This window comes from Xanthomonas sp. GW (genome assembly GCF_014236815.1).
Lineage (GTDB): Bacteria > Pseudomonadota > Gammaproteobacteria > Xanthomonadales > Xanthomonadaceae > Xanthomonas_A.
Genome location: NZ_CP051189.1, coordinates 1,385,665 through 1,410,789, shown reverse-complemented (window position 1 = coordinate 1,410,789; position 25,125 = coordinate 1,385,665). Strand labels below are relative to the sequence as shown.

Here is a 25,125-nt window from a genome sequence, read left to right as displayed (position 1 = left end):
ACCGGCGCGTGGCGCCCTGGCCTGCATTCTCCAGCCGGCCGCGACGCCGCCGCGCGGGTTCGGGAAGCGCGGGCCGCTCAAACGGCCGGCTGCGGCAACCCCGGCCGCGGCGGATCGACCGGCAGCGCCGCCGGATCTTCCGCAGCCGGCGCCTCGAGCAGGCCCTGGGCCGGTGCCGCCGGCAGCGGCGCGGCCTCGACCGGGTCCACGTCGAACGGCATGCGCAACAGCAGCGACGGCAGCAGCGTGCTCAGCGCCGCATACAGCAGCAGCGCGCCAAACAGCGCATCGGCGATGGCGAAGCGCTCGCGCAGGATCGCGGCCAGCACCAGGTTGAAGATCAGGGTCGGCGCCAGCGCCAGCGACACCCGCAGGCTGCTGCGCGCGTCCTCGCCGAACAGCAACCGCCGCTGCAGCCAGACGATGCCGATGCGCAGCGGCAGCACGCACGCGGTCAGCGCCAGGCCCAGTCCCAGCGCCTGCAGGCTCAATGCCCCGCTCGGCACCTTGGTGCCGGCATTGAAGAAGTAGAACGGCACGAAGAACGAAGCGAACAGGCGCACCGCGTGCAGGTTCTCGTCGGAGGCCAGCAGCGGCATGCGCTGGCGCAGCAGACGCGCGACCAGCCCGGCGATGAATGCGCCGACCAGGTAGTACACGCCCAGCGAATAGGTGATGTAGGCGGCGATCAGCCCGACCATCACCAGCAGCGAGAACTCCGACCCGGGCGCCTGCGGCGCCACCCAGCGCCCCAACGCCACGAACAGCAACGGCAGGCCGACCAGCATTGCCAGCAAGGCCAGGCTGGACAGGCCCATCCGCCAGGGATCGCCGGCCTGCAGGATCACGAACAACGCCGCCAGCGCCAGCAATTCGCCGGCGATGGCCTTGCTGGTGACCCAGAAGCGCTCCTCCTCGCTGAGCCCGAGCCGGCCCAGCGAATCGATGATGAAGCCGGTGGACGGGGTCAGCAGGGCAAGCGCCAGCAATCCGGCCGCCTGCCACGGCAGCGCGGCGTAGCGCCAGGCCAGCCAGCCGACCCCGACCAAGGTGCCGCCGCGCACCAGCAGATGCAGCAGCAGCGGCCACAGCCCGCGGCGCAGCGCCTTCAGGTCCACCTCCAGCCCGGCGAACAGGAACAGCGAGGAGATGCCGAGCGTGGCCAGCAGCGCGATCACCGCATCGTGCGCGCGCTCGCCCATCGCCAGCATCGCGACGATGCCGAACAGCAGGCAGGTCAGCGGCGCCGGCAGCTTGAAGCGCTGCAGCGCGCGCGGGATCACCAGCAGGGCGAAGATCAGCAGCAGGTAGATCAGTTCGTGGCTCATCGGGTAGTGCGTCCATCGAGGGGCCACCGGCGGCAGCGGCGCCAATGATGCCGCGTGGCGCGCGCGAGTGCCGTTACGGCGCACCGGCGCCAGCACCGGCACCTGCCCCGACCTGCCGTGCACGCAGGCGGCAAGGCCCGCGTGGTGCCGGCTGCATCGGCAGCGAGGATGCGTGCCTTTACACCTCGCCACGAATACGCGCACCGCTTATGCCGTCTTTCGGATACGCGCACCAAGTGGCGCCTGCCGCAAACAGGCAGTCACACACACGCAACCATGTGTCGACACCATCACAGCCCCCACACCCACGTTCACCCTTGATGAATTTTCCGAAAAGTTTCCATGTTCCGCGCCGCACGACACTCGCCCTGCTGCTGTCGGCGATGGTCGCCCACGCCCAGGCCGCCAGCGACGCCAGCACTCCCGCCGCCGACGCCGATGCGCAGGTCTCCACCCTGGACCAGGTGCAGGTCGTCGGCCAAGCCACCACCTACGCCAAGACCAGCGTCAGCAAGGAGATGCTGGACCGCCAGTTCGCGATGGGCAGCGTCAACGACGTGCTCAACGAACTGCCCGGGGTGATCGTGACCGAGGCCGATGCGTTCGGCTCCTCCGACTGGGGCACGCAGATCAGCATGCGCGGCTTCGTCAGCAACCGCGATACGCAGCAGATCGGCACCACCATCGACGGACTGCCCAACGGCGGCTCGGCCTATGGCGGCGGCTCCAAGGCCAATCGCTTCATCGACACGCTGGATCTGGAAACGGTCGAAGTCAGCCAGGGCACGGCCGACATCGCGTCGCGCTCCAACGAAGCGCTGGGCGGCACGCTCAACTACCTGACCGGCGAACCGCTCGATGCGCAGCGCGTGCGCATGGCAGTGGGCATCGGCGACAACGATGCGCGCAAGTACTACGCGCGCTACGACACCGGCCTGATCGGCAGCAGCAAGGCCTGGCTCAGCGCCTCGCACAGCAGCAACACCGACTGGATCGACGGCAGCGGCCACACTACCCGCGATCATCTCGCCGGCAAGTTCGACAGCGACCTGGGCGCGTGGAAGCTCAGCGGCTACCTGTCCTACGACGACGCCGACGAATCCGAGTACAGCAGCGTCACCCCCGAGCAGTTCGCGCGCGATCCCGAGCACGATCTGCTGACCGGTACCCTCACCGGCATTCCGTATCTGGACCAGAACTACCGTTCCGGCTCGCGCGCGCTGCGCAAGAACACCTTCGGCTACCTGCGCGGCGCGTTCGACGGCGGCAATGGCTTCAAGGCCACCCTCGCCGGCTACGCGCACCGCATGGAAGGCCGCGGCGACTGGATCCCGCCGTACCTGGTGGACGTGACCGACGACGGCAGCGGCAAGCCCGAATCCGAATACACCGGCGGACGCACCGTCTACGGCGGCAGCGACCTGGGCAAGATCTACTTCGTCACCCCCACCGGCGCGGCGGCGACGATGCTGGCCGGCTGCAGCGGCAGCGCGACGGTGCCGGCCGAGTCGAATGCGGCCTGCTACCCGGCTGGCTCGCAGGCGGTGCAGTCCTACCGTCACAGCCACTACGACAACGACCGCGCCGGCTTCACCGCCGATGCGGAATGGCGCACCGACCTGGGCGCGATCGACAACACCGTGCGTAGCGGCGTGTGGCTGGAAAAATACCAGCGCAGCGTCACCCGCGACTGGCACCGGCTGCTCGATGTCGGCAGCAACATCGCCTTCGACCACGTGCCGTACTGGGTGCAGTTCAAAGACAACTACGACACCGACGAGCGCATGTACTACGTGGAAGACGTGATGCGCTACGGCAACTTCGCCTGGCGCGTGGGCGTCAAGCAGTTCTTCGTCGACCAGACCCGCGACCGCCGCATCGGCGACAGCGAACACGTCGAGTCGGACTCGCATTCCGATCCGCTGTTCTCCGCCGGCCTGACCTGGACCACCCCAGTCAAGGGCCTGGAAGCCTTCGCCGGCTACTCGCAGAACTTCGCCGCGATTCCCTCCGGCGTGCTCGGCGAGACCGACCCGATGGCGCTGAGCCGGGTCAAGCCGGAGACCGCCGACAACATCGAGCTGGGCCTGCGCATGAGCCGCTGGCCGCTGACCGGCAGCGTCACCGTGTACGACATCCGCTTCGACAACCGCATCGTCTACGTGCCGGCCAACTTCGTCAGCGGCATCGATTATCTCGGCGAGACCGACGGCGTCTACGAGAATTTCGGCGGCGTACATGCGCGCGGCGTGGAAGCGGCGCTGGGCTATGGCTGGGACAACGGCTGGCGGGTCAACGGCGCCTACACCTTCAACAAGGCGACCTACCTGGGCAGCGGCGACGCCGCACGCGACACGGCATTGGAGATCACCCCCGGCTCGCAGGTGATCGGCCAGCCACGCAACACCCTGGTGGCCTCGGCCGACTGGCAGGGCCAGGCCTGGGCGTTCGGCATCTCCGGTCGCTACCTCGGCAAGCGCTACCTGGATGCGTCCAACAGCAACAGCCTGGACGGCGTCACCACCTTCGACGCGCACCTGGGCCTGAGCCTGTCGCAGCTGTCGGCGCAGCTGCAGGGCCTGAAGCTGGACCTCAACGTCAGCAACCTCGCCGACAAGCGCTACCTGGAAGGCGTGGACGGCAGCGACAGCGCGTTCATCGCCGCACCGCGCACGGTCGGCCTGACCCTGACGCTGGATCTGTAATCGCGCAGCCGCCATGCTGCGTCCTCGCCGGCGGCCTGGCGCCGCCGGCGAGTCCTTTTCCCATGTCCTGCCGGTGCCCGCGCCATGACCGATCTTCCCCGCCGCCGCCTGCTCCAGGCCGGCGTCGCCGGCGCCGCCGCCGCGCTGTTGCCGCCCAGCATCGCCCGCGCCGCCGCGATCGCTCCCGACGTGCGCAGCGGCACCCTGCAGGACCTGCAGCACGTGGTGATCCTGATGCAGGAGAACCGCGCCTTCGACCATTACTTCGGCAGCTTCGCCGGCGCGCGCGGCTTCGGCGACCGCTTCCCGATCCCGGCGCCGCCGTTGCCCGGCATCGCCCCGCGCAACGTGTGGCTGCAACCCAGCGAAGACGGCAACCGGTTGCTGACGCCATTCCCGCTGCACACCGCACGCGATTTCCGCAGCATGCGCGTGCAGGGCACCCCGCACACCTGGCCGAACGCGCAGCAGGCCTGGGACCATGGCCGCATGGGCCGCTGGGCCGCCGCCAAGCACGATCATGCGCTGGCCCACTTCGAACGCGACGACCTGCCGTTCCAGTTCGCGCTGGCCGAGGCCTTCACCCTGTGCGACGCCTACCACTGCGCGATCCAGGCCGGCACCAACCCCAACCGCGTGTTCCTGTGGACCGGACAGAACGATGCGCAGGCGCGCGCCGGCGGGCCAGTGATCGCCAACTCGCACGACAACTTCCCCGAACTGGGCGGGCATGCCGACGACTACCGCTGGCCCAGCTACGTGGAAGCGCTGCAGCAGGCCGGCGTGTCCTGGCAGATCTACCAGGACATGGCCGACAACTTCACCGACAACCCGCTGGCCGGTTTCGCCCCATTCCGCGCCGCCTGGCGCGGCGCGCCCGGGCACGATCCGCAACTGCGCGAACGCGGGGTCGGCACGCGCACGCTGGCGCAGCTGCGCGAGGACGTACTCGGCGCGCGGCTGCCGGCGGTGAGCTTCATCATCGCCGACGCCGCCGGCAGCGAGCATCCGGATCCGTCCAGCCCCGCGCAGGGCGCGGCCTACACCGCGCGCGTGCTGGATGCGTTGACCGCGGACCCGAAGGCCTGGTCGCGCACCGCACTGCTGCTGATGTTCGACGAGAACGACGGCTTCTTCGACCACGTGCCGCCGCCGGCGCCGCCCTCGCCCGACCCCGCCGCGGCGGGCGGCCGGGCCGGCGCCTCGACGGTGAACACCGACGGCGAATACCACCTGCACCCCGCGCCGGGCGACGAAAAGGCCGATCTGCCCGAGCTGCGCGGCCGGCCCTACGGATTGGGCCCGCGGGTGCCGATGTACGTGATCTCGCCGTGGAGCCGCGGCGGCTGGATCGATTCGCAGGTCTACGATCACACCTCGGTGCTGCGCCTGCTGGAACGCCGCTTCGGTGTCGCCGCGAGCGGGCTGACGCCGTGGCGCCGCGCGGTCTGCGGCGACCTGGTGGATGCCTTCGATTTCCGCCAGGCCGATACGCGTCCGTTCTTCGCTTCCCTGCCCGACGTCAGCGCCGCCGCCGCACGCGCGGCGGCCCTGCACGAACACGCGCTGCCACCGCTGCCGGACACCGTGCAGGCGCCGCAGCAGCCGTTCGGCGTGCGCCGCTCGCGCGCGTTGCCGTATCGCCCGACGGTGCAGTTGCAGCACGTGGACGCACGCGGCGAAGTGCTGCTGCGCATGGCCAATGCCGGCGCCGCCGCGGTGCTGCACGTCTACGACCGTTACGACCTGGCCGCGATTCCGCGGCGCTACACGCTGGGCGCCGGCGCCACGCTGGACGCCACCTGGACCACCTACGACGGCCGCTACGACCTGTGGCTGCTCGGCCCCAACGGCTTCCACCGCCATTACCGCGGCGACCTTGGCACGCCGCCGCTGCAGGCCGAGATCGCCCAGGACGCGGGCGATCCGCACGCCTTGTGCCTGCTGCTGCGCAACCCCGGCAACAGCACGCTGCGCGTGGAACTGCAGCCCGGCGCCTATGCCCAGGCGCAACCGCACGGCAGCGTGACGCTGGCGCCCGGCACCGAACAGCGGCGCAGTTGGAGTGCGGCGGCGAGCGGCGGCTGGTACGACCTGTGGGTGATCCAGGACGGCGCGCGCCAGCGTCTGGCCGGGCGTGTGGAAACCGGAAAACCCGGCGTCACCGATCCGGCGATGGGCGGGCCGGCGCGGCTGTATCAGGACGACCCGAACGCGATCGGCGCGCTCGGCTGAGCGAGCCGCCTTGCACCGCAATGGCGGCGCGCAAGGCGGGATTCTGCGTGTGGAGCATGCCCCGCCAGCAATGCAGCGGCGCTCAGTGCGCCGCAACCGCGTCCAGCACGCCGATGGTCCCCAGCCACGTTTCCACCAGCCGTGGCCATTGCGCGATCGGCAACGTGCTCGGCCGCAGCCCGAACGCATGGCCGCCCTGCGCATACAGATGCATTTCCGTCGGCACCCCGGCCTGCTTGAGCGCGACGTAGTAGGCCAACGATTGCGTGACGCCATCCACCTCGTCGTCCTCGGCCTGCAGCAGGAAGGTCGGCGGCGTGCCGGCGCTCACGGTGATATCCGGCCGCAGCTCCAGATGGGTCGGATCGCGCTCGGCACGATCCTCGTCCTCGTGCGCCCACAGGTGGCCGGGATAGACGGCGATGGCGAAGTCCGGGCGGCAACTTTGCGCATCCGCGGCGTCCACCGCCGCATACGTGCGCTTTGCGAAATGCGTGCTGGCCGCGGCGACCAAGTGTCCGCCAGCGGAAAACCCGATCACGCCGACCTTGTGCGGGTCGATCCCCCATTCCGCCGCATGCAGGCGCACCAGTCCCAGCGTGCGCTGCGCGTCCTGCAGCGCGGTCTGCACTTTCGGGTAGTAGCGGCTGCCGTTGACCCAGGTCGGCCCCGAATTCGGCACGCGGTACTTCAGCAGCACGCAGGTGATGCCACGCGATGTCAGCCAATCGCAGATCTCCGTGCCTTCCAGATCCATCGCCAGGACCTGATAGCCGCCGCCGGGAAACACCACCACCGCCGCACCGGTGTTGCGGCCCGTGGGCGCATACACCGTCATCGTCGGCTGGCTGACATCGTTGGCCCTGGCCCACCACGTGTGCCCTTCGCCTGGACCGACCGATTCCGGCTTCGGATGCGGCAACGCATTGGGAACCTTGCCAGGCCAGATCGGCACCTGCACATGGCCCGGCGCTGGTTGCCAGATCTCCGCCTGCGCCGGTGTCTGAGCGAGCACAAGTGCGGCGGCTGCGACTGCAAAAAGAAGCGGATTACGCATTGGCAGTGGTCCAGTGGATGGCGAGGATGGGAGAGGAGTGGATGCGATGCGTGGAAAACGCGATGCGTCCGATTGCAGGCCTGGCAGCGCATGCGCCTGGATGTCGTGATCTGCAATGCGTGCGCGGCTGCCGCGCCCAGCTGGGAATGCGCGATGCCGCCAGCCATCGGCGGACATCCGCTGGGCCACGACAGTTACCGAGCGCGCGATGGATACGCCTCGAACGCGTGCGGCATAGCGGCGCCGCAACGCTCAACCCGCGAGCGTCTCTCGCACCGCAACCGCCACCGCCTTCAGTGCCGCGTCGCGTGCGGCGTCATCGACCTTGGCGCCATTGAGATAGGCGGTCAGCAGCAACGGCGTGCGCCGGCCCGGCGGCCACACGATGGCGATGTCGTTGCGGGTATCGGTGCCGTTGCTGCCGGTCTTGTCGCCGATCTTCCAGCCAGGCGGCAGGCCGGCGCGCAGGCAGTCGTCGCCGGTGCGGTTGTCGATCAGCCACGCGGTCAGCTGCTCGCGCGAAGCCGGCCGCAACGCATCGCCGAGCAACAGCGTGCGCAGGGTCGCGGCCATCGCCGCCGGCGTGGTGGTATCGCGCGGGTCGTCGGCGGCGAACCGGTTCATCTCCGGCTCGTGGCGGTCGCTGCGGGTCTGCGGATCGCCGAGCCCGCGCAGGAAACGGGTCAGCCCGGGCGGGTCGCCGACCAGCGGGAACAGCAGGTTGGCCGCCGGGTTGTCGCTGAAGATCATCGTCGCCCGGCACAGTTCGGCCACGCTCAGCGCGCCGCCGACATGGCGCTCGGTGACCGGCGCGTGCGCCAGCATGTCCGCGGCGCGGATCTGCACCGGTTGCTGCAAGCTCAGTTCGCCGCGGTCGACCCGCTGTAGCACCGCGGCCGTCAATACAAATTTGAAGGTGCTGCACATCGGGAAACGCTCGTCCTGGCGCTGCCCGCCGAGCACTGCGCCGCTGCCGTCGAGCAGCGTCACGCCGAGCCGCCCGCCCGTGCCGCGCTCGATTGCGGCCAGCCGCTGCGCCAACGTCTGCGCCTGGTTTTTCTGCACTTTCGCGTCCACCGCCGCCACCGCCAGCGCGGCCGCCGCCAGCCCCATGCCCTGCAGGAATCGTCGTCTCGCCAGCATCGTCCACCTCCGTCGGAAGCGTCGATCATGCGCAGCTTGACCGCGGCCCACCAGCGAGGTTATTCAATCGCAATCATGAAAATAACTAATGGCGCACGATGATCCGCCCGCAGCTGCCGCTGAACGCCCTGCGTGCCTTCGAAGCCGCCGCGCGCCACCAGAACCTGACCCGCGCCGCCGCCGAGCTGTGCGTGACCCAGGCCGCGCTCAGCCACCAGATCAAGCAACTGGAAGCGCGCCTGGGCGTGGTGCTGTTCCAGCGCCTGCCGCGCGGCGTGGCCCTGACCGACGAAGGCCAGCGCCTGCACCCGGTACTGACCGAGGCCTTCGACCGCATCGCCGCCACCCTGCAGCGCTTCTCCGGCGGCCGCTACCGCGAGACGCTGAGCATCGGCGTGGTCGGCACCTTCGCGGTGGGCTGGCTGCTGCCGCGGCTGGACGCCTTCCACGCCGCGCATGCGGACATCGAACTGCGCGTGCACACCCACAACAACCGGGTCGATCTGGCCGGCGAAGGCCTGGACCTGGCGATCCGCTTCGGCGACGGCGACTGGCAGGGCCAGTGCGCCACGCCGATCCTGGACGCGCCGTTCGCGCCGGTGTGTGCGCCGGCGCTGGCGCGATCGTTGCGCGTGCCGGCCGACCTGGGTGGCGTGCCGCTGCTGCGCTCCTACCGGCTGGACGAATGGGCGCGCTGGCTGCAGGCGGCCGGCGCGCCGGAAGTGGTCGCCAGCGGACCGATCTGCGATTCGTCGCTGACCCTGGCCAGCGCCGCGGCGGCGGGCGCCGGCGTGGCCTTGCTGCCGCTGCGCCTGTTCGCCCAGGACCTGGACGCCGGACGCCTGCTGGCGCCGTTCCCGACCCGCATCGACGCCGGCCGCTACTGGCTCACCCGGCTGCGCTCGCGCGCGGAAAGCGAGGCCGGCCGCCGCCTGCGCGAATGGCTGCTGGCCGAGCGACAGCACGCGGCGAGCTGAGCGGAGCGCGCACGGAAAGCTCGGCCGTGCGCCACGCTGCCAGCGCGCGACGGTCCCGCACGCGCCGCAGGCTCATCGGCAAGCGTCGCCCTTGGCGAATTCCATGCCAACCAAACCGCGGATGAAATAGGCGAACTTGGGATCCCAGATCGCGTTGTGCTCCTGGATCAGCGCCTTGTCCACGCGCACGTTCAACAGCGGCACCCACGGTTGCGGCGCTTGCGCCGCAGTGGACGCCAATTCGATCCCGCCCAGCGCGAATGCGCCGGTGCCGGCCCTGAAGCCGCCCCAGGTCCGCGCCGCCGCGGTGAATGCCGCCGGGGTCAGCGCGGTCTGCACTGTCGCTCCCGGCAGCACGCGCAGCCGATAGCGCGAGAACGGCGGATACAAACCGTACGCGGTGGTGATCAATGCGGCCTGGTCCGCGCTCGCCGCCGCCAGCCGCTGCGGGTAGAACAGACGCATGCCGCGCGGGAATTCGCTGGACAGCGCGGTATCGGCCTCGGAGGTGAAGCTGGCCATCGCCAGCGGCTCGCACGCGCGGAACGTCGTCTGCGCGACAGCCTGGTGCAGCGCAACGAACTGTTCGGCCTCGATCGCTGGATTGAGCAGGATCACCAGATCCGCATACGCCGTCTGCCGACGCGCCTGCGGATCGCCGACGGCGGCGACGATGTGGTCCTTGACCGCGGCGAACAACACGCCGCCGCCGAAACTGTGCCCGATCAGCACCAGGCGGCTCTCCGGCGCGGCACGGCGCAACTCGGCCAGGCGCGCCAGCACGCCGCGCACGCCCTCCACGCCGGTGGTCAGCCCCAACTCCTTCTTGTCCCGATACGAGAGCAGTTCGAGCAGGCTGTTATCCGAGGCTTTGGCCTGCCACCCCAGGTAGACGCCGACCACCGCACGCCGCTTGCCCACCGCCAGCACCCTGTTCCTGCGCCTGCAACTGGCGCAAGAAGGCCTTGAAGGCGATGACGTTGCCGTCGCTCTGCGCCGCGTTGTGGTTCCAGCCATGGATGAACACGACCAGCAGCAGGCGTTGCGGCGGCTGCGCGGCGCTCGCGGCGATCTTGTCGATGACGTCGTCGATCGACGCTGGATCGTAGGGCACGCCCTTCTGGTCGAACTCGACGAAGGCCAGCGCCGGCGCCGGCGCCGTGCCATCCCCATCCAGCACGATGAATTCCGCCGCCTTGCACGCGCTGGCCAGGGGCGAGACCTCTCGGCAGCTCGCCCGCTGCGTCCGTTGCTGGCCGTAACTGGCGCAGCCGGCCAGCAACGCGAACAGCAGTGCCGTTGCCATGACTCGGTTCATGCCGTTCTCCTTGAGTCGCCTCCAGAGGCCGCCGCCAGCGCACCGCATCCACTGGCACCCGTCCCCACGTCCACATCCCATGATTCAACGCATACCGGGGCCGGTTCCGGCCATCGCACAAGACTTCAGCCCCGCCGCCGCACCTGGTAGACGCCGCACCGGCATGGAGACCGGGAGGCGCACGGCGCACAGGCCAAGAGATGTGAAGAATTTGTGCACTGCCGCTTGGCGACCGTCCAGATGCAGAACTATGATCAGAGTCGCAGTCGTAATGTGTGCCTGGGGAAGGCAATCCTGTTTCTGGGGGGGAACACGCAATGAACCGTTTCGTCATGGCCGCTCGTCCGGCCCTGGTTTCGCGCGACATCGTCCTGGCCGCCGTGCTGGCCTGCCTGTGCGTATTGCACTTGGCCTATTTCCTGCGCAGCGGCGCGAGCGAATGGCATTGGGCGCTGAGCGCGGCCGGCTTGGCCTTGATGGGGATCAAGGCCGGCTTGCGGCCGACGCCGACGGCACGCCCGTCGCTGCGCGGCCTGCGCTCGCGTACGCCGCTGGACTGGGCCGCCATCGCTGGCGGACTGCTGGTGGTAGCCAGCGCCGCCGCCTGAGCCAGGCCGAAGCACGCCGGCACGTGCCGGCAAGCGTGAAGTGGGCGCCTGGCTTCCTGGCCAGGCGTTCTGGCCATGTCGTAGACGATCGTCGTGCATCAGCCACGCGGCATCGCCGTTCGCGTCGGCCCCAGGCGCATGCGTAGCGGTCGCTACACCGCGCGCGCAGCGCCGTTTCCCACCTGCGACGCCAACCGCTGAAACGCCTCGCGCTGGGCGTCATCGACGAACCAGGAGGTGGGCACCATGTCGAACAACATGTCGTTGTGATACAGCAGCAACACCTGCTGGCTCTCGCGATAGCGGATGAAATCGGCCCAGGGACGGCGCGCCCGTCCACCCGACCACGACACCTCCAAGCCATCCTCGTCCCAGGCATAGGTGATGACATGCCGCAGCGTCGCCTGCTGCGCATGCAGGCGCCGCACCTTGCGCGGTATTTTCCACTTGTACAGCAAGGGAAAGCCGATCAGACCGCCGCCGCCCATGCCGACCAGCAGGCCGCCGATCAGACTTCGGATGGAATCGGGGCTATCGAATAGCAAGAGCGGCATCCCGACAAGCAGCAGCACCGCCATCAGCATCACTGCACGCCGGAACAGGCGCCCGTGGTGCAAGCGTTGCGCGGCGAGATAGTCGTCCACGCTGATGATGCCGCTGATCATGGTTGGCTGGACCCGTTCGCTGTCATCGGCACAAGCTTATCGGCGTCGGCATGAACGCGCTTGGGCGCACAGCACCGCAACGGACTGCGCCTGCGATCGCAACGCAGACGCGGCGCGCTATGCGCCTTCGATCAATTCCATCCACGCCTGCTCGGCCTGCGCAAGCAGTTGCGCGGTGGCTTCGCGATCGCGGCCGAGCACCGCCATCTTCTCCGCATCGGCGTAGTTCTTCGGGTCGGCGAGCTGGCGATCGAGCTCGGCCAACGCCGCTTCCAGCTCGCCGACGCGCTTTTCGGCGGCGGCCAGCTTGTGCGGGTTCGGCGGTTTCTTCGCCGGCAGCGGCTTGACCGGCGGCGGCGGAGTCGGCGCGACCTCGGCCATCTTCTGCTTGGTGCCCTGCGCGGCCGGACGGCTGCGCAGCCACGCCGCGTATTCGTCCAGGTCGCCGGCGAACGGCTCGACCACGCCGTCGGCCACGCGCCAGAAGGTGTCGCAGACCAGGCCGATCAGGTGGCGGTCGTGCGAGACCATCACGATCGCGCCTTCGAAATCGCTCAAGGCCTCGGCCAGCGCCTCGCGCATCTCCAGGTCCAAGTGGTTGGTCGGCTCGTCGAGCAGCAGCACGTTGGGCTGCTGCCAGGCGATCAGCGACAGCGCCAGGCGCGCGCGCTCGCCGCCGGAGAAGCCGTCCACCACTTCGAACGCGCGGTCGCCGGGGAAATTCCACTTGCCTAGGAAGTCGCGGAACGCCTGGATCGACGCATCCGGCGAGATCTCGCGGAAATGGTCGATCGGCGATTGCCCTTCGTGCAGCGACTCCACCGTGTGCTGGGCGAAGTAGCCGATGCGCAGGTCCGGATGCGCGCTGCGCTCGCCGCTGAGCAGCGGGATTTCGCCGACCAGGCTCTTGACCAGGGTCGACTTGCCGGCGCCGTTGGGGCCGAGCAGGCCGATGCGGTCGCCCGCCTCCAGGCCGAACCCGGCCTGGCGCAGGATCACCTCGCTGCCGTAGCCGCAGTCGGCATGGTTGAGCCGGATCAGCGAATGCGGCAGGCGGTTGGGCTGGGCGAACTCGATGCGGAACTCGCGCTCGGCGCGCACCGCCTCGGTGCCGGCCATCTTCGCCAGCCGCTTCATCCGGCTCTGCGCCTGGCTGGCCTTGCTGGCCTGGGCCTTGAAGCGGTCGATGAAGCTCTGCAGGTGGGCGCGCTCGGCCTGTTCCTTGTCGTGCGCGATCTGCTGCTGGCGCAGCTGCTCGGTGCGCTGGCGCTCGAAATCGGTATAGCCGCCGACGTACAGCTTGGCGCCGCCGCCGTGCAGATGCAGGGTGTGGGTGGCGACGTTGTCGAGGAATTCGCGGTCGTGGCTGATCAGCAGCAGCGTGCCCGGGTACTTCAGCAGCCACTGTTCCAGCCACAGCACCGCGTCCATGTCCAGGTGGTTGGTCGGCTCGTCGAGCAGCAGCAGGTCCGAAGGCATCATCAGCGCCCGCGCCAGGTTCAGCCGCACCCGCCAGCCGCCGGAGAAGTCCTTGACCGGGCGCGAATGCGTCGCCGCCGGGAAGCCCAGGCCGTGCAGCAGCTTGCCGGCACGCGCGGTGCCGTCGTAGCCGCCGACCTCTTCCAGGCGCACGTGCGCCGCGGCGACCGCCTCCCAGTCCTCCGCGGCCAGCGCATCGGCCTCGGCCTGCAGCGCCGCGGCCACCTCGGTATCGCCGCCGAGCACGAAGTCCAGCGCCGGATCCGGCAGCGACGGGGTTTCCTGGGCGACGCTGGCGGTGCGCAGCTTGCCGGGCAGTTCCACATCGCCCTTGTCCGCCTCCAGCTCGCCGCGGATCGCCGCGAACAGGCTGGACTTGCCGGTGCCGTTGCGCCCGACCACGCCGACGCGGTAGCCGGCATGCAGGGTCAGATCGACGTTGGACAACAGCAGCCGCTCGCCGCGGCGCATGGCGAAGTTTCTGAGGGAAATCACGGGATGGGGGGCACTCGACGTTCGAGGCGGCAGTGTATCCGCTTCGTCCCGGATGGCCCACCCCGGATCCGGGCCGCGGCAGGCCATCGGCCCCCGCCGCGCGGGCCTTGGATCCGACCCGTCAGGTACCCGGCAACTGGATCCAATGCCGTTTTTGTATACGCGGCCAGATGAAAAAACCATTTCAATCGGGGCGATCCATCGCTGCACTGCAGCATGCCGCGCCTGCCCCCTCCGGGCACTCAGACCCACGCCATTCCCCCAGCCACTGGAGTCTCCGTACGATGAAGCACCGCCCGCTCCCCCTGGTCAGCGCCATCCTGCTCGCCCTCGCCTCCGGCACCGGCTTCGCCCAGCAAGACCAGGCGCCCAAGACTCTGGACAACGTCATCGTCACCGGCACCCGCATCGCCGACCGCACGGTGGCCGAGTCGCAATCGCCGATCGACATCATCGGCCCCGAATCGCTGCAGGCGACCGGCGCCAGCGACCTGGGCAGCGCCCTGGGCAAGCTGCTGCCGTCGCTGAACTTCCCGCGCCCGGCGATCAACGACGGCAACGACGCGCTGCGCCCGGCGACCCTGCGCGGCCTGTCCCCCGACGCGGTGCTGGTGCTGGTGGACGGCAAGCGCTACCACACCACCTCGCTGGTCAACTACAACCCGTCGGTCGGCCGCGGCTCGGCGCCGGCCGATCTCAATTCGATCCCGATGTCGGCGATCGCGCGCATCGAGGTGCTGCGCGACGGCGCTTCCGCGCAGTACGGCTCCGATGCGATCGCCGGGGTGATCAACATCGTGCTCAAGCACGGCGCCAAGCCCGGCAGCAACAGCGTCTCGGTCAACGGCGGCATCATGGACAAGGGCGACGGCGCGCAGAACGGCGTGGACGGCTCGTACGGGCTGGCCTTCGGCGGCGCGAACGACGGCGAAGCGCCCGGTTGGGCGCGGCTGTCCTGGAACTACCAGAACGCGATGAACACCAACCGCGCCGAGAACGCCGACAAGGCCACCACCGTGGCCGGTGCCGACAATCCCAGCGGCATTCCGTACCAGCGCTATGGCGACCCCGCGGTCAAGACCTACCAGGGCCTGCTCAGCTTCGGCTATGCGCTGACCCCGCGCATCGACCTGTACGGCTACGCCAACTTCAGCCGCCGCGAGGTGGTGTCCAACGGCTACTACCGCGCCTGGGACAACAGCGACCGCAACGTGCAGGCAATCTACCCCAACGGCTTCCTGCCGCAGATCTATAACCCGTCCAACGACCGCGCCGCGGTGCTCGGCCTCAAGGGCAGCACCGACAGCGACTGGACCTGGGACGTCTCCGCCGACTACGGCGAGAACGACGTGACCTTCAACCTGCTCAACACCATCAACACCAATCTGTACTGGACCACCGGTGCCTCGCCCACCCGCTTCAATGCCGGCGGTTTCCGCAACCGGCAGGGCGTGCTCAATGCGGACTTCAGCAAGTCCTTCGACTGGGGCCTGGCCTATCCGGTCAACCTGGCCTTCGGCGCCGAATACCGGCAGGACAAGTACGCCGTCAACGCCGGTTCGCCGGACTCGTATTTCTTCGACCCGACCACGCTCAACCCGGACACCGGCAGCGCCTATCCGGGCGGCTCGCAGGTGTTCCCGGGCCTGTCGCCGGCGGTGGCCGGCGACTTCGAGCGGCACAGCAAGGCGGTCTATGCCGACCTGGAGGCCGACCTGACCGAGAAACTCTCCGGCGGCCTGGCCGCGCGCTACGAGGACTACAGCGATGCCGGCTCCACCCGCTCCGGCAAGCTGTCGGCGCGCTACCAGCTCAGCGACGCCTTCGCCCTGCGCGGCACCGTCTCCAATGGCTTCCGCGCACCCTCGCTGGCGCAGCAGAACTACGCCTCGGTGGTGACCCTGCTGCAGAACGGGCAACTGACCCAGATCGGCACCTACCGCACCTCCGACCCGGTGGCCATCGCGCTCGGCGCCAAGCCGCTGACCCCGGAAAAATCCAGCAACTACAGCGTCGGCGCGGTGTGGCAGGCCGGCACCGCCTTCAGCTCCACCCTGGACCTGTACCAGATCCGCATCTGGGACCAGATCCTGTATTCGGACCAGCTGTCGCTGGACGTGCCGATCGGGCAGGTCACCGCGGTGCAGTTCTTCGTCAACGGCGCCACCACCCGTACCCGCGGCGTCGACTGGGTGAACAACTATCTGCTCGATCTGGAGCAGGCCGGCAAGCTCAACCTGAGCCTCAGCGCCAACTACAACAAGACCGAGATCCTGGAAGTCTCCGATCCCAACTTCCGGCGCGCCAGCCAGGGCCTGCTGACCGATGCCACCCCGCGCACCAAGTACGTGCTCAGTGCCGAATGGAACCGCGCCGGCTGGAGCGTGCGCGGCGACGCCACCCGCTACGGCGCGGTCACCCGCCGCGGCGACAACGCCGACGGCAGCCAGGACCAGAGCTTCGCCGCACGCTGGCTGTTGAACGTGTCCACCAGCTACGCCTGGCGCGACCTCATCTTCAGCGTGGGCGCGGACAACCTCACCAATCAGTACCCGACCCGCTCGGCACCGAACAACATCTACGAGGATCGCCCCAGCGGCCTGCAGTACTCGTCGCTGTCCCCGTTCGGCTTCAACGGCCGCTACTGGTTCGGCCGGGTGAGCTACCGCTTCTAGGCAACCTCCAGGCCAGCCGTACTGCCGGCACCCGGCACAGGCCGCTCCGCCACAGGGCGCGGGCGGCCTGTGCCATTGGGGCGAGCCGCCATTCCGCTTAGAACTTAAGGGCATAAGAACATGCCGAGGCATGCTGCACTGCGGCGCGATTGTTAAATAATAATAACGACCCCTGGGGCAGGCCCGCCTGGCCGGCGTCGCACAGCGACCGCCCCCCTTTGCCGTTTCGGCATCTGTTGGAGTTTTCCATGAACCGTCCGTTGTCCCTGTTGGCGAGCGCCGTGCTCGCCGCCCTCGCCGCCCCTTCGGTCCTGGCCCAGACCACCACCGATACCCCGAGCACCCTCGATACCGTCATCGTCACCGGCACCCGGGTCAGCGACCGCACCGTGGCCGAGTCGCAGTCGCCGATCGACATCATCAGCACCGAAGCGCTGCAGTCCACCGGCACCTCCGAGCTGGCCACCGCGCTGTCGCGCGTGCTGCCCTCGCTGAACTTCCCGCGCCCGGCACTGACCGACGGCACCAGCGGCATCCGCCCAGCGCAGCTGCGCGGGCTGTCGCCGGACCAGGTGCTGGTGCTGGTCAACGGCAAGCGCCGCCACACCTCCGCACAGATCAACGTCAACGGCAGCATCGGCCGCGGCGCCTCGGCGGTGGACATCAACGCGATCCCGATCGCGGCGATCGAGCGTGTGGAAGTGCTGCGCGACGGCGCCTCGGCGCAGTACGGCTCCGACGCCATCGCCGGGGTGATCAACATCGTGCTGAAGGGTTCGAGCGAAGGCGGCAGCCTGGCGATCGACCACGGCCAGTACTCGGCCGGCGACGGCGCCAAGTCGCAACTCTCCGGCGATACCGGGGTCGGCTTCGGCGACGGCCGCGGCAGCCTGCATGTGGCCGGCCAGATCAGCCAGCAGGACGAAACCAACCGCGCCGGCCCGTACCAGGGCACCGCGCCGAACACCGGCAACTACCCGGGCATCGGCGAGACCACCTTCGTCTACGGCGATCCGCAGGTCGACGCGACCGCGGTCTCGGCCAACGGCGAGTTCCGCTTCAGCGACCGCGTCACCGGCTACGCCACCGCCATCGCCAGCAACCGCGACATCACCTCGTTCGCGTTCTACCGCTCGCGCAACCACAACGGGCAGAGCGCGCTGCTGGCGCAGACCTATCCCGACGGTTACGTGCCGGAGATCGAGCAGTACTCCAAGGACCGCTCGCTGGTGGCCGGGCTCAAGGGCAGCACCGAAGGCGGCTTCGGCTGGGACGTGAGCTACAACTACGGCTACAACAAGATCGGCTTCAACACCCGCAACAGCATCAACTACAGCCTCGGCAGCGACAGCCCGAGCAGCTTCTACGACGGCGCGCTGGAGTACACCCAGAACATCGTCAATGCCGATTTCACCCAGCCGCTGGAATGGGGCCTGGCCTATCCGGTGACACTGTCCTTCGGCGCCGAGTACCGCCAGGAGAAGTGGAACCAGTCGCCGGGCGAGTTGGCCTCCTACACCGGCACCACCGGCGGCGCGCAGGGCTTCGCCGGCTTCTCGCCGGCCAACGCCGTGCATTCGGACCGCCACAACTACGCGGTCTACGCCGGGCTGGAAGCCGACTTCACCGACAAGTTCTCCGCCGGCCTCACCGGCCGCTACGAGGACTACTCGGACTTCGGCAGCAAGAGCTCGGGCAAGCTGTCGGCGCGCTACGCGTTCACCGACAAGGTCGCCCTGCGCGGCACCGTGGCCAGCGGCTTCCGCGCCCCGTCGCTTGCGCAGCAGCAGTACCAGGCGGTGACCAGCAGCTACATCAACGGCAGCTTCTTCGAATCGGGCACCTTCCCGGTGGACAGCGCCGTGGCCCAGGCGCTGGGCGCCGCGCCGCTGAAGGCGGAGACCTCGCTGTCCTACAGCCTGGGCCTGGTGCTGCAGCCGGTGGAACGTCTGTACGTGACCCTGGACGCGTACCAGATCAAGATCGACGACCGCATCCTGCTGTCCTCCAACCTCAACGACGCCGCCGTGCTCGCGCAGTTGCAGAGCCTGGGCTATTCCAACGTCACCAGCGTGCGCTACTTCAGCAATGCGGCCGACACCCGCACCCGCGGCGTCGACCTGGTCGGCACCTACACGATCCCGTTCGCGGCCAGCTCGCTGGACCTCACCGCCAGCTACGGCTACAGCAAGACCGAGATCACCCATGCGGTGGAGCAGCCGCAGGCGCTGGTGGACATCGGCTCGACCCAGACCACCCTGGGCCGCGACGAGATCGGGCGCCTGGAGGACAGCTTCCCGAAGGACAAGATCATCCTCAGCGGCACCTGGAAGCTGCAGCATTGGGACCTCAACCTGGCCGCCACCCGCTACGGCGATTTCACCGTGCGCAACTCGGCCAGCGCGGCGCGCGACCAGACCTACGACGCGAGCTGGGTGGTGGACGCCTCGGCCAGCTTCAAGCCCAGCGACAACTGGACGCTGACCCTGGGCGCCGACAACTTGCTCGACCAGTACCCGGACAAGACCACCAATCTGGTCAACTCCACCTACGGCATGCTGCCCTACAGCAACTACTCGCCGTACGGTTTCAACGGCGCCTACGTGTATGGGCGGATCAACTACCGCTGGTGATCGCGGCGTAAGGCAGTGCGGATTGCCCCCCTCCTCCGTTCGCGGGGGAGGATTTCGCACGTGACCGGCTAGCTCCCCGGCGTGCGTACCATCCAGCGGCTGCACGCCTAGATTCGCTGGCATGGGTCGGAATTGCACTGACTATTGCTGGCGCCGCGGGCCGTATCGGCGCTCGGGCGTGGACGGCTCTGTCAACCTCCTTGTTGCTGCCGGCGCATGCACGCGCAATAACGCCGACACCTACTCGGGAATGGACACAGAACTTAGCCCATGACCGGTGCGCCCCTGCCACCGGGACCTTCCTGATGCCGCTGCTGCGTCTCCAGCGCCAGCTGCTGTTCGCGCTGTTGATTGAGCGCCTGAGTCTGCTGCACCGTCTCCTGCATCGGCGCGGCCTGCTGCGCCAGATCCGTCGAAGCGCGGAAGCCGGGTGTGGTGCCGGCCACCCAAAGCGCGTCCCCGGACATCACCACCCGATCGATCTTGCCCGCATCGGCGATCCCCACCTGCTTGGCAGCGAGCATCGCCTGCGCCACGTGCGCGTCGCCGATATGCGCCGGCACGTCCTGGCGGATCCGCGCGAACATCGCCTGGTCGGCGGCCGACAGCGCAGCGATGCCGTGTGCCTGCCCGGGCGCGCGTTCGGCCGGCGCCGCCTGGCCGACAAGATGCGGCGAACGCGCCGGAGCCGGCATCTGCGCATGGCCCGCATCGTGATGGGGCGCAGGATGGGCATTGGATGGATGCCGCGACGCGCCAGAACCAGGCGGCGTGGCCGGAGCGTGCGGCTGCGCGTGAGGATGCGGTACGGCAGGAGCATGCGATTGCGTGGGCGCATGGGCCGGCGCGTCGTGCTGGAACCACTGCCCAGGATGGGTGAGAGTGTCGTAGGCGTTTCCGGCGGCGTGTGTGGCGGTGTCGAGCCCGCGCGACACGGCCTGCCTGGTCGCCTCGTAGCCTTGCGTAGCCGCATGTCCGGCTTGATCGACCCCATGCGAAACCGCGTGCTTGGTCGCGTCGTACCCCTGCGTGGCGGCATGTTCGGCTCGATCGACACCCTGCGAAACCGCGTGTTTGGTGGCGTCCCACGTTTGCGTAGCGGCACGTTCGGCGCTATCCACACCTTCCGAGACCGCATGCTTGGCCGCGCCATAAGTGTGCATGGCGGCGTTTTCGGCGTGCTCGACTCGCTGAGAGACGGCGTGCTTGACGTCCTGGTACTTCTGCTCGGCGGCTTGCGCGCCAACTCGGGCGGCGTCATAGGTGTCGACGATGTGATTGACGGCATTGGCCGCGCCGGCCTGGAAGCCGGGGTCGTGGATACGCCGCACCACTGCCTCGGCGGCATCGTGCGCCCCCTGTTCCACGGCGCCTTTGGCCGATTGCAAGCCATCGCCCACGACGCGGCCTGCGGAATCGGCGAGCTGTCCGTGCAGATGCGCCACTTCGCCCGCAACGGCCCCCGCAAGCGGCGCCAGGGGCATGACGGGTGCGCCATAGGCGCCGGCCTCGCGCGCCGCCGACGCCACGCGTTCGTCCAGGTCGTGCGCGGCACGGCCGGTCGCGCGGGCGAAGCCGGCACCGTAAAGTAGGCCGTGTTCGGCGCCCTGCACCGAAGCGTTGCGTTCGATGCCTTCGCGGATGGACGGGTCGGCATTCACCGCCAGGAATTCGTTCACCTGCCGCTGCACGTTCGGCGACAGGTGACCCTGGCCGCCGTGTCCGTGCATCTGGCGCAAGGACTCGGACAGTTCCGCGCGAGCGCGGGACACGTCGCTGCCGAATTGGTCGATGGCCGCCTTGTGCTCCGCGTAACGCTGCGTGGCTTCCTGGAAGCGCTGGGGTTGCAGCACATTGTCCGGGCTCTTGCTACTGAAGTGCTGCTGGCCGCCGTGGTCGCCCAGCCGCATCGCGATCAGCGCATTGGGCGGCGGCGCACCAGCCGGCGCATCCAGATAGCGGCCAGCGCGCAGACTCTGCACATCCTCCTGGCTGGCCAGCGACACCACCTCGCCGATGTGCGGGCTGGCCGCGCTCACCACGTCGCCGGCCATGCGGTAGTTGGTGAGCTGGCAGCCCGGTTGCGGCGGGCCGTCGATCAGATCCGCCGCACCGAAACCGTTGTAGGTGGAACCGCGCAGACCGTACCTTGCGGCTTCGCGTTCCGCATGCGCGCCGCCCAGGGAGTGGCCGGCGGCGAAGACGTGATCCTTGGGGATGCCCTGCGCGGCCGCCTTGGCAATCATCTGCTCGGTGAAGGCATCGGCCGCGGGTTTTTGCGCGTTGATGTTGTCGCGCACCATCTTGGCATCGACGGCGATGTCCTGCAGCGTAGTGAGCGCATGGTCGACCTTTTCGGCCTTGGTTTCGCCGGCGAATAATCCTGGGTCGGTGCCGCGGTAGGCGATGATGACGTTATGTGGCTTATCGATACTCTGATACGCCGTTGCGTGGAAGCCGGTGGCCGGGTCGTTGGCGTACCCGAAGACCTGATAATTGCGCCCATCCAGAAGAACTCTTTTCTGCTTCTCAAGATCGCTTTGTGGGCGGTTGGCATACGAGTCATTGGCTGCGTCGGCGAGCGCTTGATTGATGGGATTCATGGCTTGGCTTCCTTGACAGCGATGGTGACGACAAAATAATCGTCAGGACGCTCGAATACTTCAGTGTCAGTATTATTCAGAGTTAATGCCGGATAACCTGCCATAGACCGGTCTCCGTACACGCTCTTCTTAAAATAGCTCTTCTCTGGACTATCACGTAGAAGCTCTTCTAACATGCCGCCCCAATTGAATCTTACGCTCTGCGCTAAAGCGCTGATGCCTACGCTCGTGACATCCCAATGACATACACCAAGCTTGAAGTAATCCTCGTCCTGCAAGGCATCGCGGTAGAAATATCCCTTCCAGGTGTGATCGTCTATGCGAACCATGGGAACATCTAGCCCGGTATTAGGCATGTGCTGCTCGCCGATGAAAGGGATCATCGGCACGCATTTCGCGTTGACGACGTCATATCCAATATACGCCTCAATCGACTCCCACGGCCCCGGCGCATGAGAGGTGGCAATGACTTCGTAGCGTTTGACCGGATGCGGGTTCAGATGACCGGTTGCGCCGTCATTACCGACATCGATGCCTTTCGAGCACCCCGCGGCGGCTACGGCCATGGGCATGATGGCGGCAGCGGCCAGGTGGTGCAGTTTCATTTGGTCTTCCTCGGGCGGGTAAGCCGCGGATGCGGCAATAACGGATGGGGGCGGCGGCAGATTGGGTTTGCGCTTGGGTTGCACCGGCAATCCGCCCGGTGGCAGTCCGCGCAGCCTGGCGTGAACCTCCGCATTGATGAGGGCCACATCGCGCAGCAGCTGCGCCTCGTGATGCGGATCGCGCGCCGCACGCGTGCGGGGGCGATAGGGGTTGTCGCTGTACTCGTTCTTGTCGCGGCTCATCGCGCGTTACCTATCCTTATTGTTTGACCAAGTCTCCAACCTGCGCACGCGATATTACGCCAAGGACCCCGAGCTGCCACTGCCTGAAGTACCTATGGGGCAGGCGAAGCCATGACCAGCGGTGGTCACGCACCGCCAGCGGCGCCAGGGGACAACGACGGCCCCATACGCGCCGGCCTCGCGCGCCGCCGACGCCACGCGCTCGCCCAGGTCGTGCGCGGCACGGCCGGTCGCGCGGGCAAAGGCGGCGCCGTTCTGCAGATTGTCTTGGCTGGCCAGCGACACCACCTCGCCGATATGCGGGCTGGCCGCGCTAACCACGTCGCCGGCCATGCGGTATTTGGTGAGCTGGCATCCCAGTTGCGGCGGGCCGTCGATCAGATCCGCCGCACCGAAACCGTTGTAGGTGGAACTGTGCAGGCCGTACTTTGTGGCTTCGATTTCCGCCTGCGCCGCCCTGGGAGTGGCCGGTGGCAAATATTTGGTCCTTTGGAAGGCACTGCATGGCCGCCTTAGCAATCATTTGCTCGGCGAAGGCATCGGCCGCGGGTTTTGTGTGTTGACCATGTCGCGCACTATCTTGGCATCGACCGCAATGTCCTGCAGCGTGGTGAGCGCATGTCGGCTTTTTATCAATATTGCTTCGTGTGCGCTTGGCATACGTGTCATTGGCTGCGTCAGCGAGTGCTTGAGCGATAGGCTTCATGGCTTGGCTTCCTTGACAGCGATGGTCACCGGGAAATAGGCATCCGGATCTTGAAGAACTTCAGGCTCGGCAGGATCCAGATCTGGCGCACCATCGGGAACGAAAAATCGGTCCCCGTAAACACTCTTCTTGAAATATCTGGTCTCAGAACCGTCGCGCAGGAGCTCTTCAAGCGAACCGCTCCAAGCAAACCTTACGCCTTGCCCTATCGCACTGACGCTCACACTGGTGACATCCCAATGGCACACGCCCAACTTGAAGTAATCCTCGTCCCGCAAGGCATCGCGGTAGAAGTACCCTTTCCAAGTGTGATCGTCCATGCGAACCATGGGAACGTCTAACCCGGTATTAGGCACGTGCTGCTCGCCAATGACCGGGACCATCGGCACGCATTTGGTATTGATGACGTCATATCCGATGTAGCCCCCTTCAAACGAATCCCACGACCCCGGCGCATAGGAGGTGGCAATGACTTCGTAGCGTTTGACCGGGTGCGGGTTCAGATGACCGGTTGCTCCATCATTACCGACATCGATGCCTTTCGAGCAACCCGCGGTGGCCACGACCATGGGCATGATGGCCGCAGCGGCCAGGTGGTGCAGTTTCATCGGGTTGTTCTCAAACGGGTAAGCCGCGGATGCGGCGGCAACAGGCGGGTGCAGTGGCAGGTCGGGTTAGCGCTTGGGCTGTAGCGTTAATCCGTCAGGTGGCAATGCGCCCTTGGCGTGAACGTCCGCATTGACGTTGGTCATATCGCGCGGGAGCTGCGCATCGCGAACCGTGCGTGTGCCGGGCGATCGGGATTGCAGCTGCCATCATTCATCTTGCTGCTAATCGCGCGCCACCTCTCCCTTTGTCTGGTCAAGCCTCCAACTTGCGCCTGCGATATTACGCCACGATTCCCATGCCGCCACTGCTCTGCTTGCCGTGCCCGTGGCACCAATGAGGCCATGGCCGGCGACGGCCATGATAAGACGCATGGTCGACGGCATCGCTGTCGAAATGGTCGATGGCGACCTTATGCTCCGCGTAGCGCGACGCAGCTTCTGGAGGCGTCGGAGTTGCAGGCATTGCCAGGCTCTTGCTGTTGAAGTGCTGCTCGCTGCCATGGCATGGTCGCCCAGCCGCATCGCGATCAGCACATTGGGTTGTGGCGCGCCGACAGGAGCATCCAGATACCGGCCAACGCGCAGGCTCTGCATGTCATCCTGGCTGGCCAACGACACCACTTCGCCGATATGCGGGCTGATCGCGCTCACCACGTCGCCGGCCATTCGGTAGTGGGTGAGGTGGCAACCACGTTGCGGCGGGCCGTCGATCAGGTCCGCAGTGCCAAAGCCATTGAAGGTGGAATCGCGTAAACCGTACTTGGCGGCCTCGATTCCGCCAATTCGCCGCTCTGGGGGAAATTGAACGCGCGCCAGAGGCCGTTTAGGAAGCGCACTAGGCTTTTGTCTACAAGCGCATGAAAAACCTGTATCGCCGCTGCCGCAAGCATCGTGGCGTTCGTTGCACATGCAACCACGCGCACGGGTTTAACGGAACATTGACACATTGGACATATGCCGGTAATCCATTGCGGCAGCCGCTACATTCGCCATACGCGCAACACCCGGGAGGGGGTGATGGCGAATGCGGCGGCGCCGACTC

General features: G+C 67.7%; 18 protein-coding genes. 6 read left to right on the top strand and 12 right to left on the bottom strand.

What is annotated here, in order from left to right; translation table 11 throughout:
* Nucleotides 1-77: 77 nt before the first annotated feature.
* Nucleotides 78-1,328 (bottom strand): cation:proton antiporter, encoded by a 1,251-nt coding sequence (locus tag HEP73_RS05905; protein ID WP_185822486.1) that lies wholly within the window; start codon nucleotides 1,326-1,328, stop codon nucleotides 78-80.
* Between the two features lie 320 nt (nucleotides 1,329-1,648).
* Between HEP73_RS05905 and HEP73_RS05900 the strand changes: the two genes are divergently transcribed.
* Both HEP73_RS05900 and HEP73_RS05895 read left to right on the top strand, forming a co-directional pair.
* A complete protein-coding gene (locus HEP73_RS05900; protein WP_185822485.1) occupies nucleotides 1,649-4,033 on the top strand; it encodes a TonB-dependent receptor in 2,385 nt (794 codons plus the stop codon).
* 84 nt (nucleotides 4,034-4,117) lie between these two features.
* Nucleotides 4,118-6,268, top strand: a complete 2,151-nt coding sequence (locus tag HEP73_RS05895) for a phosphocholine-specific phospholipase C (RefSeq protein WP_185822484.1) — start codon at nucleotides 4,118-4,120, stop codon at nucleotides 6,266-6,268.
* 82 nt (nucleotides 6,269-6,350) lie between these two features.
* On the opposite strand, the gene HEP73_RS05890 is transcribed toward HEP73_RS05895, so the two are convergent.
* Both HEP73_RS05890 and bla read right to left on the bottom strand, forming a co-directional pair.
* Complete coding sequence (locus tag HEP73_RS05890) at nucleotides 6,351-7,325, bottom strand: alpha/beta hydrolase (RefSeq protein ID WP_255423773.1); 975 nt, start codon at nucleotides 7,323-7,325, stop codon at nucleotides 6,351-6,353.
* Nucleotides 7,326-7,577: 252 nt separating this feature from the next.
* The gene (gene bla / locus HEP73_RS05885; protein WP_185822483.1) at nucleotides 7,578-8,468 is read right to left on the bottom strand and encodes a class A beta-lactamase; all 891 of its coding nucleotides are present in this window, start codon (nucleotides 8,466-8,468) and stop codon (nucleotides 7,578-7,580) included.
* 98 nt (nucleotides 8,469-8,566) lie between these two features.
* Between bla and ampR the strand changes: the two genes are divergently transcribed.
* A complete protein-coding gene (gene ampR / locus HEP73_RS05880) occupies nucleotides 8,567-9,445 on the top strand; it encodes a LysR family transcriptional regulator AmpR (protein WP_185822482.1) in 879 nt (292 codons plus the stop codon).
* 72 nt (nucleotides 9,446-9,517) lie between these two features.
* Here ampR and HEP73_RS05875 read toward each other — a convergent pair whose 3' ends face one another.
* Together HEP73_RS05875 and HEP73_RS05870 are read right to left on the bottom strand one after the other, a co-directional pair.
* On the bottom strand, nucleotides 9,518-10,366 hold the full coding sequence (locus tag HEP73_RS05875; protein ID WP_185822481.1) for an alpha/beta hydrolase: 849 nt from the start codon (nucleotides 10,364-10,366) through the stop codon (nucleotides 9,518-9,520).
* Entirely contained in the window at nucleotides 10,305-10,751 is a 447-nt protein-coding gene (locus tag HEP73_RS05870; protein ID WP_185822480.1) for a hypothetical protein, read from the bottom strand. Before HEP73_RS05870 ends, HEP73_RS05875 begins: the two co-directional genes overlap by 62 nt.
* A gap of 329 nt (nucleotides 10,752-11,080) precedes the next feature.
* Here HEP73_RS05870 and HEP73_RS05865 point away from each other — a divergent pair, with 329 nt between their 5' ends.
* Complete coding sequence (locus tag HEP73_RS05865) at nucleotides 11,081-11,371, top strand: hypothetical protein (protein WP_185815559.1); 291 nt, start codon at nucleotides 11,081-11,083, stop codon at nucleotides 11,369-11,371.
* A 152-nt stretch (nucleotides 11,372-11,523) separates the two neighbouring features.
* Here HEP73_RS05865 and HEP73_RS05860 read toward each other — a convergent pair whose 3' ends face one another.
* Both HEP73_RS05860 and HEP73_RS05855 read right to left on the bottom strand, forming a co-directional pair.
* Nucleotides 11,524-12,036: a YcxB family protein gene (locus HEP73_RS05860; protein ID WP_185822479.1), complete on the bottom strand. Its 513-nt coding sequence runs from the start codon at nucleotides 12,034-12,036 to the stop codon at nucleotides 11,524-11,526.
* A 117-nt stretch (nucleotides 12,037-12,153) separates the two neighbouring features.
* Nucleotides 12,154-14,010, bottom strand: coding sequence for an ABC-F family ATP-binding cassette domain-containing protein (locus HEP73_RS05855; protein ID WP_185822478.1), 1,857 nt, complete (start codon nucleotides 14,008-14,010; stop codon nucleotides 12,154-12,156).
* Nucleotides 14,011-14,294: 284 nt separating this feature from the next.
* Between HEP73_RS05855 and HEP73_RS05850 the strand changes: the two genes are divergently transcribed.
* Both HEP73_RS05850 and HEP73_RS05845 read left to right on the top strand, forming a co-directional pair.
* Nucleotides 14,295-16,685, top strand: a complete 2,391-nt coding sequence (locus tag HEP73_RS05850; protein WP_185822477.1) for a TonB-dependent receptor plug domain-containing protein — start codon at nucleotides 14,295-14,297, stop codon at nucleotides 16,683-16,685.
* Between the two features lie 248 nt (nucleotides 16,686-16,933).
* Complete coding sequence (locus tag HEP73_RS05845; RefSeq protein ID WP_185822476.1) at nucleotides 16,934-19,318, top strand: TonB-dependent receptor plug domain-containing protein; 2,385 nt, start codon at nucleotides 16,934-16,936, stop codon at nucleotides 19,316-19,318.
* Between the two features lie 263 nt (nucleotides 19,319-19,581).
* On the opposite strand, the gene HEP73_RS05840 is transcribed toward HEP73_RS05845, so the two are convergent.
* The 5 genes from HEP73_RS05840 to HEP73_RS22585 form a co-directional block, all read right to left on the bottom strand.
* On the bottom strand, nucleotides 19,582-21,921 hold the full coding sequence (locus HEP73_RS05840; RefSeq protein WP_255423689.1) for a hypothetical protein: 2,340 nt from the start codon (nucleotides 21,919-21,921) through the stop codon (nucleotides 19,582-19,584).
* Nucleotides 21,918-22,769, bottom strand: a complete 852-nt coding sequence (locus tag HEP73_RS05835; RefSeq protein WP_185822475.1) for a hypothetical protein — start codon at nucleotides 22,767-22,769, stop codon at nucleotides 21,918-21,920. The genes HEP73_RS05840 and HEP73_RS05835 overlap by 4 nt, the downstream gene beginning before the upstream one ends.
* Before the next feature lie 54 nt (nucleotides 22,770-22,823).
* A complete protein-coding gene (locus HEP73_RS22590; RefSeq protein WP_255423688.1) occupies nucleotides 22,824-23,246 on the bottom strand; it encodes a hypothetical protein in 423 nt (140 codons plus the stop codon).
* A gap of 225 nt (nucleotides 23,247-23,471) precedes the next feature.
* Nucleotides 23,472-24,083: a hypothetical protein gene (locus HEP73_RS05825; RefSeq protein WP_185822474.1), complete on the bottom strand. Its 612-nt coding sequence runs from the start codon at nucleotides 24,081-24,083 to the stop codon at nucleotides 23,472-23,474.
* 222 nt (nucleotides 24,084-24,305) lie between these two features.
* Nucleotides 24,306-24,992, bottom strand: coding sequence for a hypothetical protein (locus HEP73_RS22585; RefSeq protein WP_255423687.1), 687 nt, complete (start codon nucleotides 24,990-24,992; stop codon nucleotides 24,306-24,308).
* Nucleotides 24,993-25,125: the final 133 nt, after the last annotated feature.

What these genes read in the sequence shown, in the direction of transcription:
- HEP73_RS22585 (WP_255423687.1), bottom strand. Translation starts at nt 24,992, where the DNA reads ATGTGCAACGAACGCCACGATGCTTGCGGCAGCGGCGATACAGGTTTT.
- ampR (WP_185822482.1), top strand. Translation starts at nt 8,567, where the DNA reads ATGATCCGCCCGCAGCTGCCGCTGAACGCCCTGCGTGCCTTCGAAGCC.
- HEP73_RS05860 (WP_185822479.1), bottom strand. Translation starts at nt 12,036, where the DNA reads ATGATCAGCGGCATCATCAGCGTGGACGACTATCTCGCCGCGCAACGC.
- HEP73_RS05850 (WP_185822477.1), top strand. Translation starts at nt 14,295, where the DNA reads ATGAAGCACCGCCCGCTCCCCCTGGTCAGCGCCATCCTGCTCGCCCTC.
- bla (WP_185822483.1), bottom strand. Translation starts at nt 8,468, where the DNA reads ATGCTGGCGAGACGACGATTCCTGCAGGGCATGGGGCTGGCGGCGGCC.
- HEP73_RS05825 (WP_185822474.1), bottom strand. Translation starts at nt 24,083, where the DNA reads ATGAAACTGCACCACCTGGCCGCTGCGGCCATCATGCCCATGGTCGTG.
- HEP73_RS05905 (WP_185822486.1), bottom strand. Translation starts at nt 1,328, where the DNA reads ATGAGCCACGAACTGATCTACCTGCTGCTGATCTTCGCCCTGCTGGTG.
- HEP73_RS05840 (WP_255423689.1), bottom strand. Translation starts at nt 21,921, where the DNA reads ATGAATCCCATCAATCAAGCGCTCGCCGACGCAGCCAATGACTCGTAT.
- HEP73_RS05900 (WP_185822485.1), top strand. Translation starts at nt 1,649, where the DNA reads ATGAATTTTCCGAAAAGTTTCCATGTTCCGCGCCGCACGACACTCGCC.
- HEP73_RS05865 (WP_185815559.1), top strand. Translation starts at nt 11,081, where the DNA reads ATGAACCGTTTCGTCATGGCCGCTCGTCCGGCCCTGGTTTCGCGCGAC.
- HEP73_RS05895 (WP_185822484.1), top strand. Translation starts at nt 4,118, where the DNA reads ATGACCGATCTTCCCCGCCGCCGCCTGCTCCAGGCCGGCGTCGCCGGC.
- HEP73_RS05870 (WP_185822480.1), bottom strand. Translation starts at nt 10,751, where the DNA reads ATGGCAACGGCACTGCTGTTCGCGTTGCTGGCCGGCTGCGCCAGTTAC.
- HEP73_RS05845 (WP_185822476.1), top strand. Translation starts at nt 16,934, where the DNA reads ATGAACCGTCCGTTGTCCCTGTTGGCGAGCGCCGTGCTCGCCGCCCTC.
- HEP73_RS05890 (WP_255423773.1), bottom strand. Translation starts at nt 7,325, where the DNA reads ATGCGTAATCCGCTTCTTTTTGCAGTCGCAGCCGCCGCACTTGTGCTC.
- HEP73_RS05835 (WP_185822475.1), bottom strand. Translation starts at nt 22,769, where the DNA reads ATGAGCCGCGACAAGAACGAGTACAGCGACAACCCCTATCGCCCCCGC.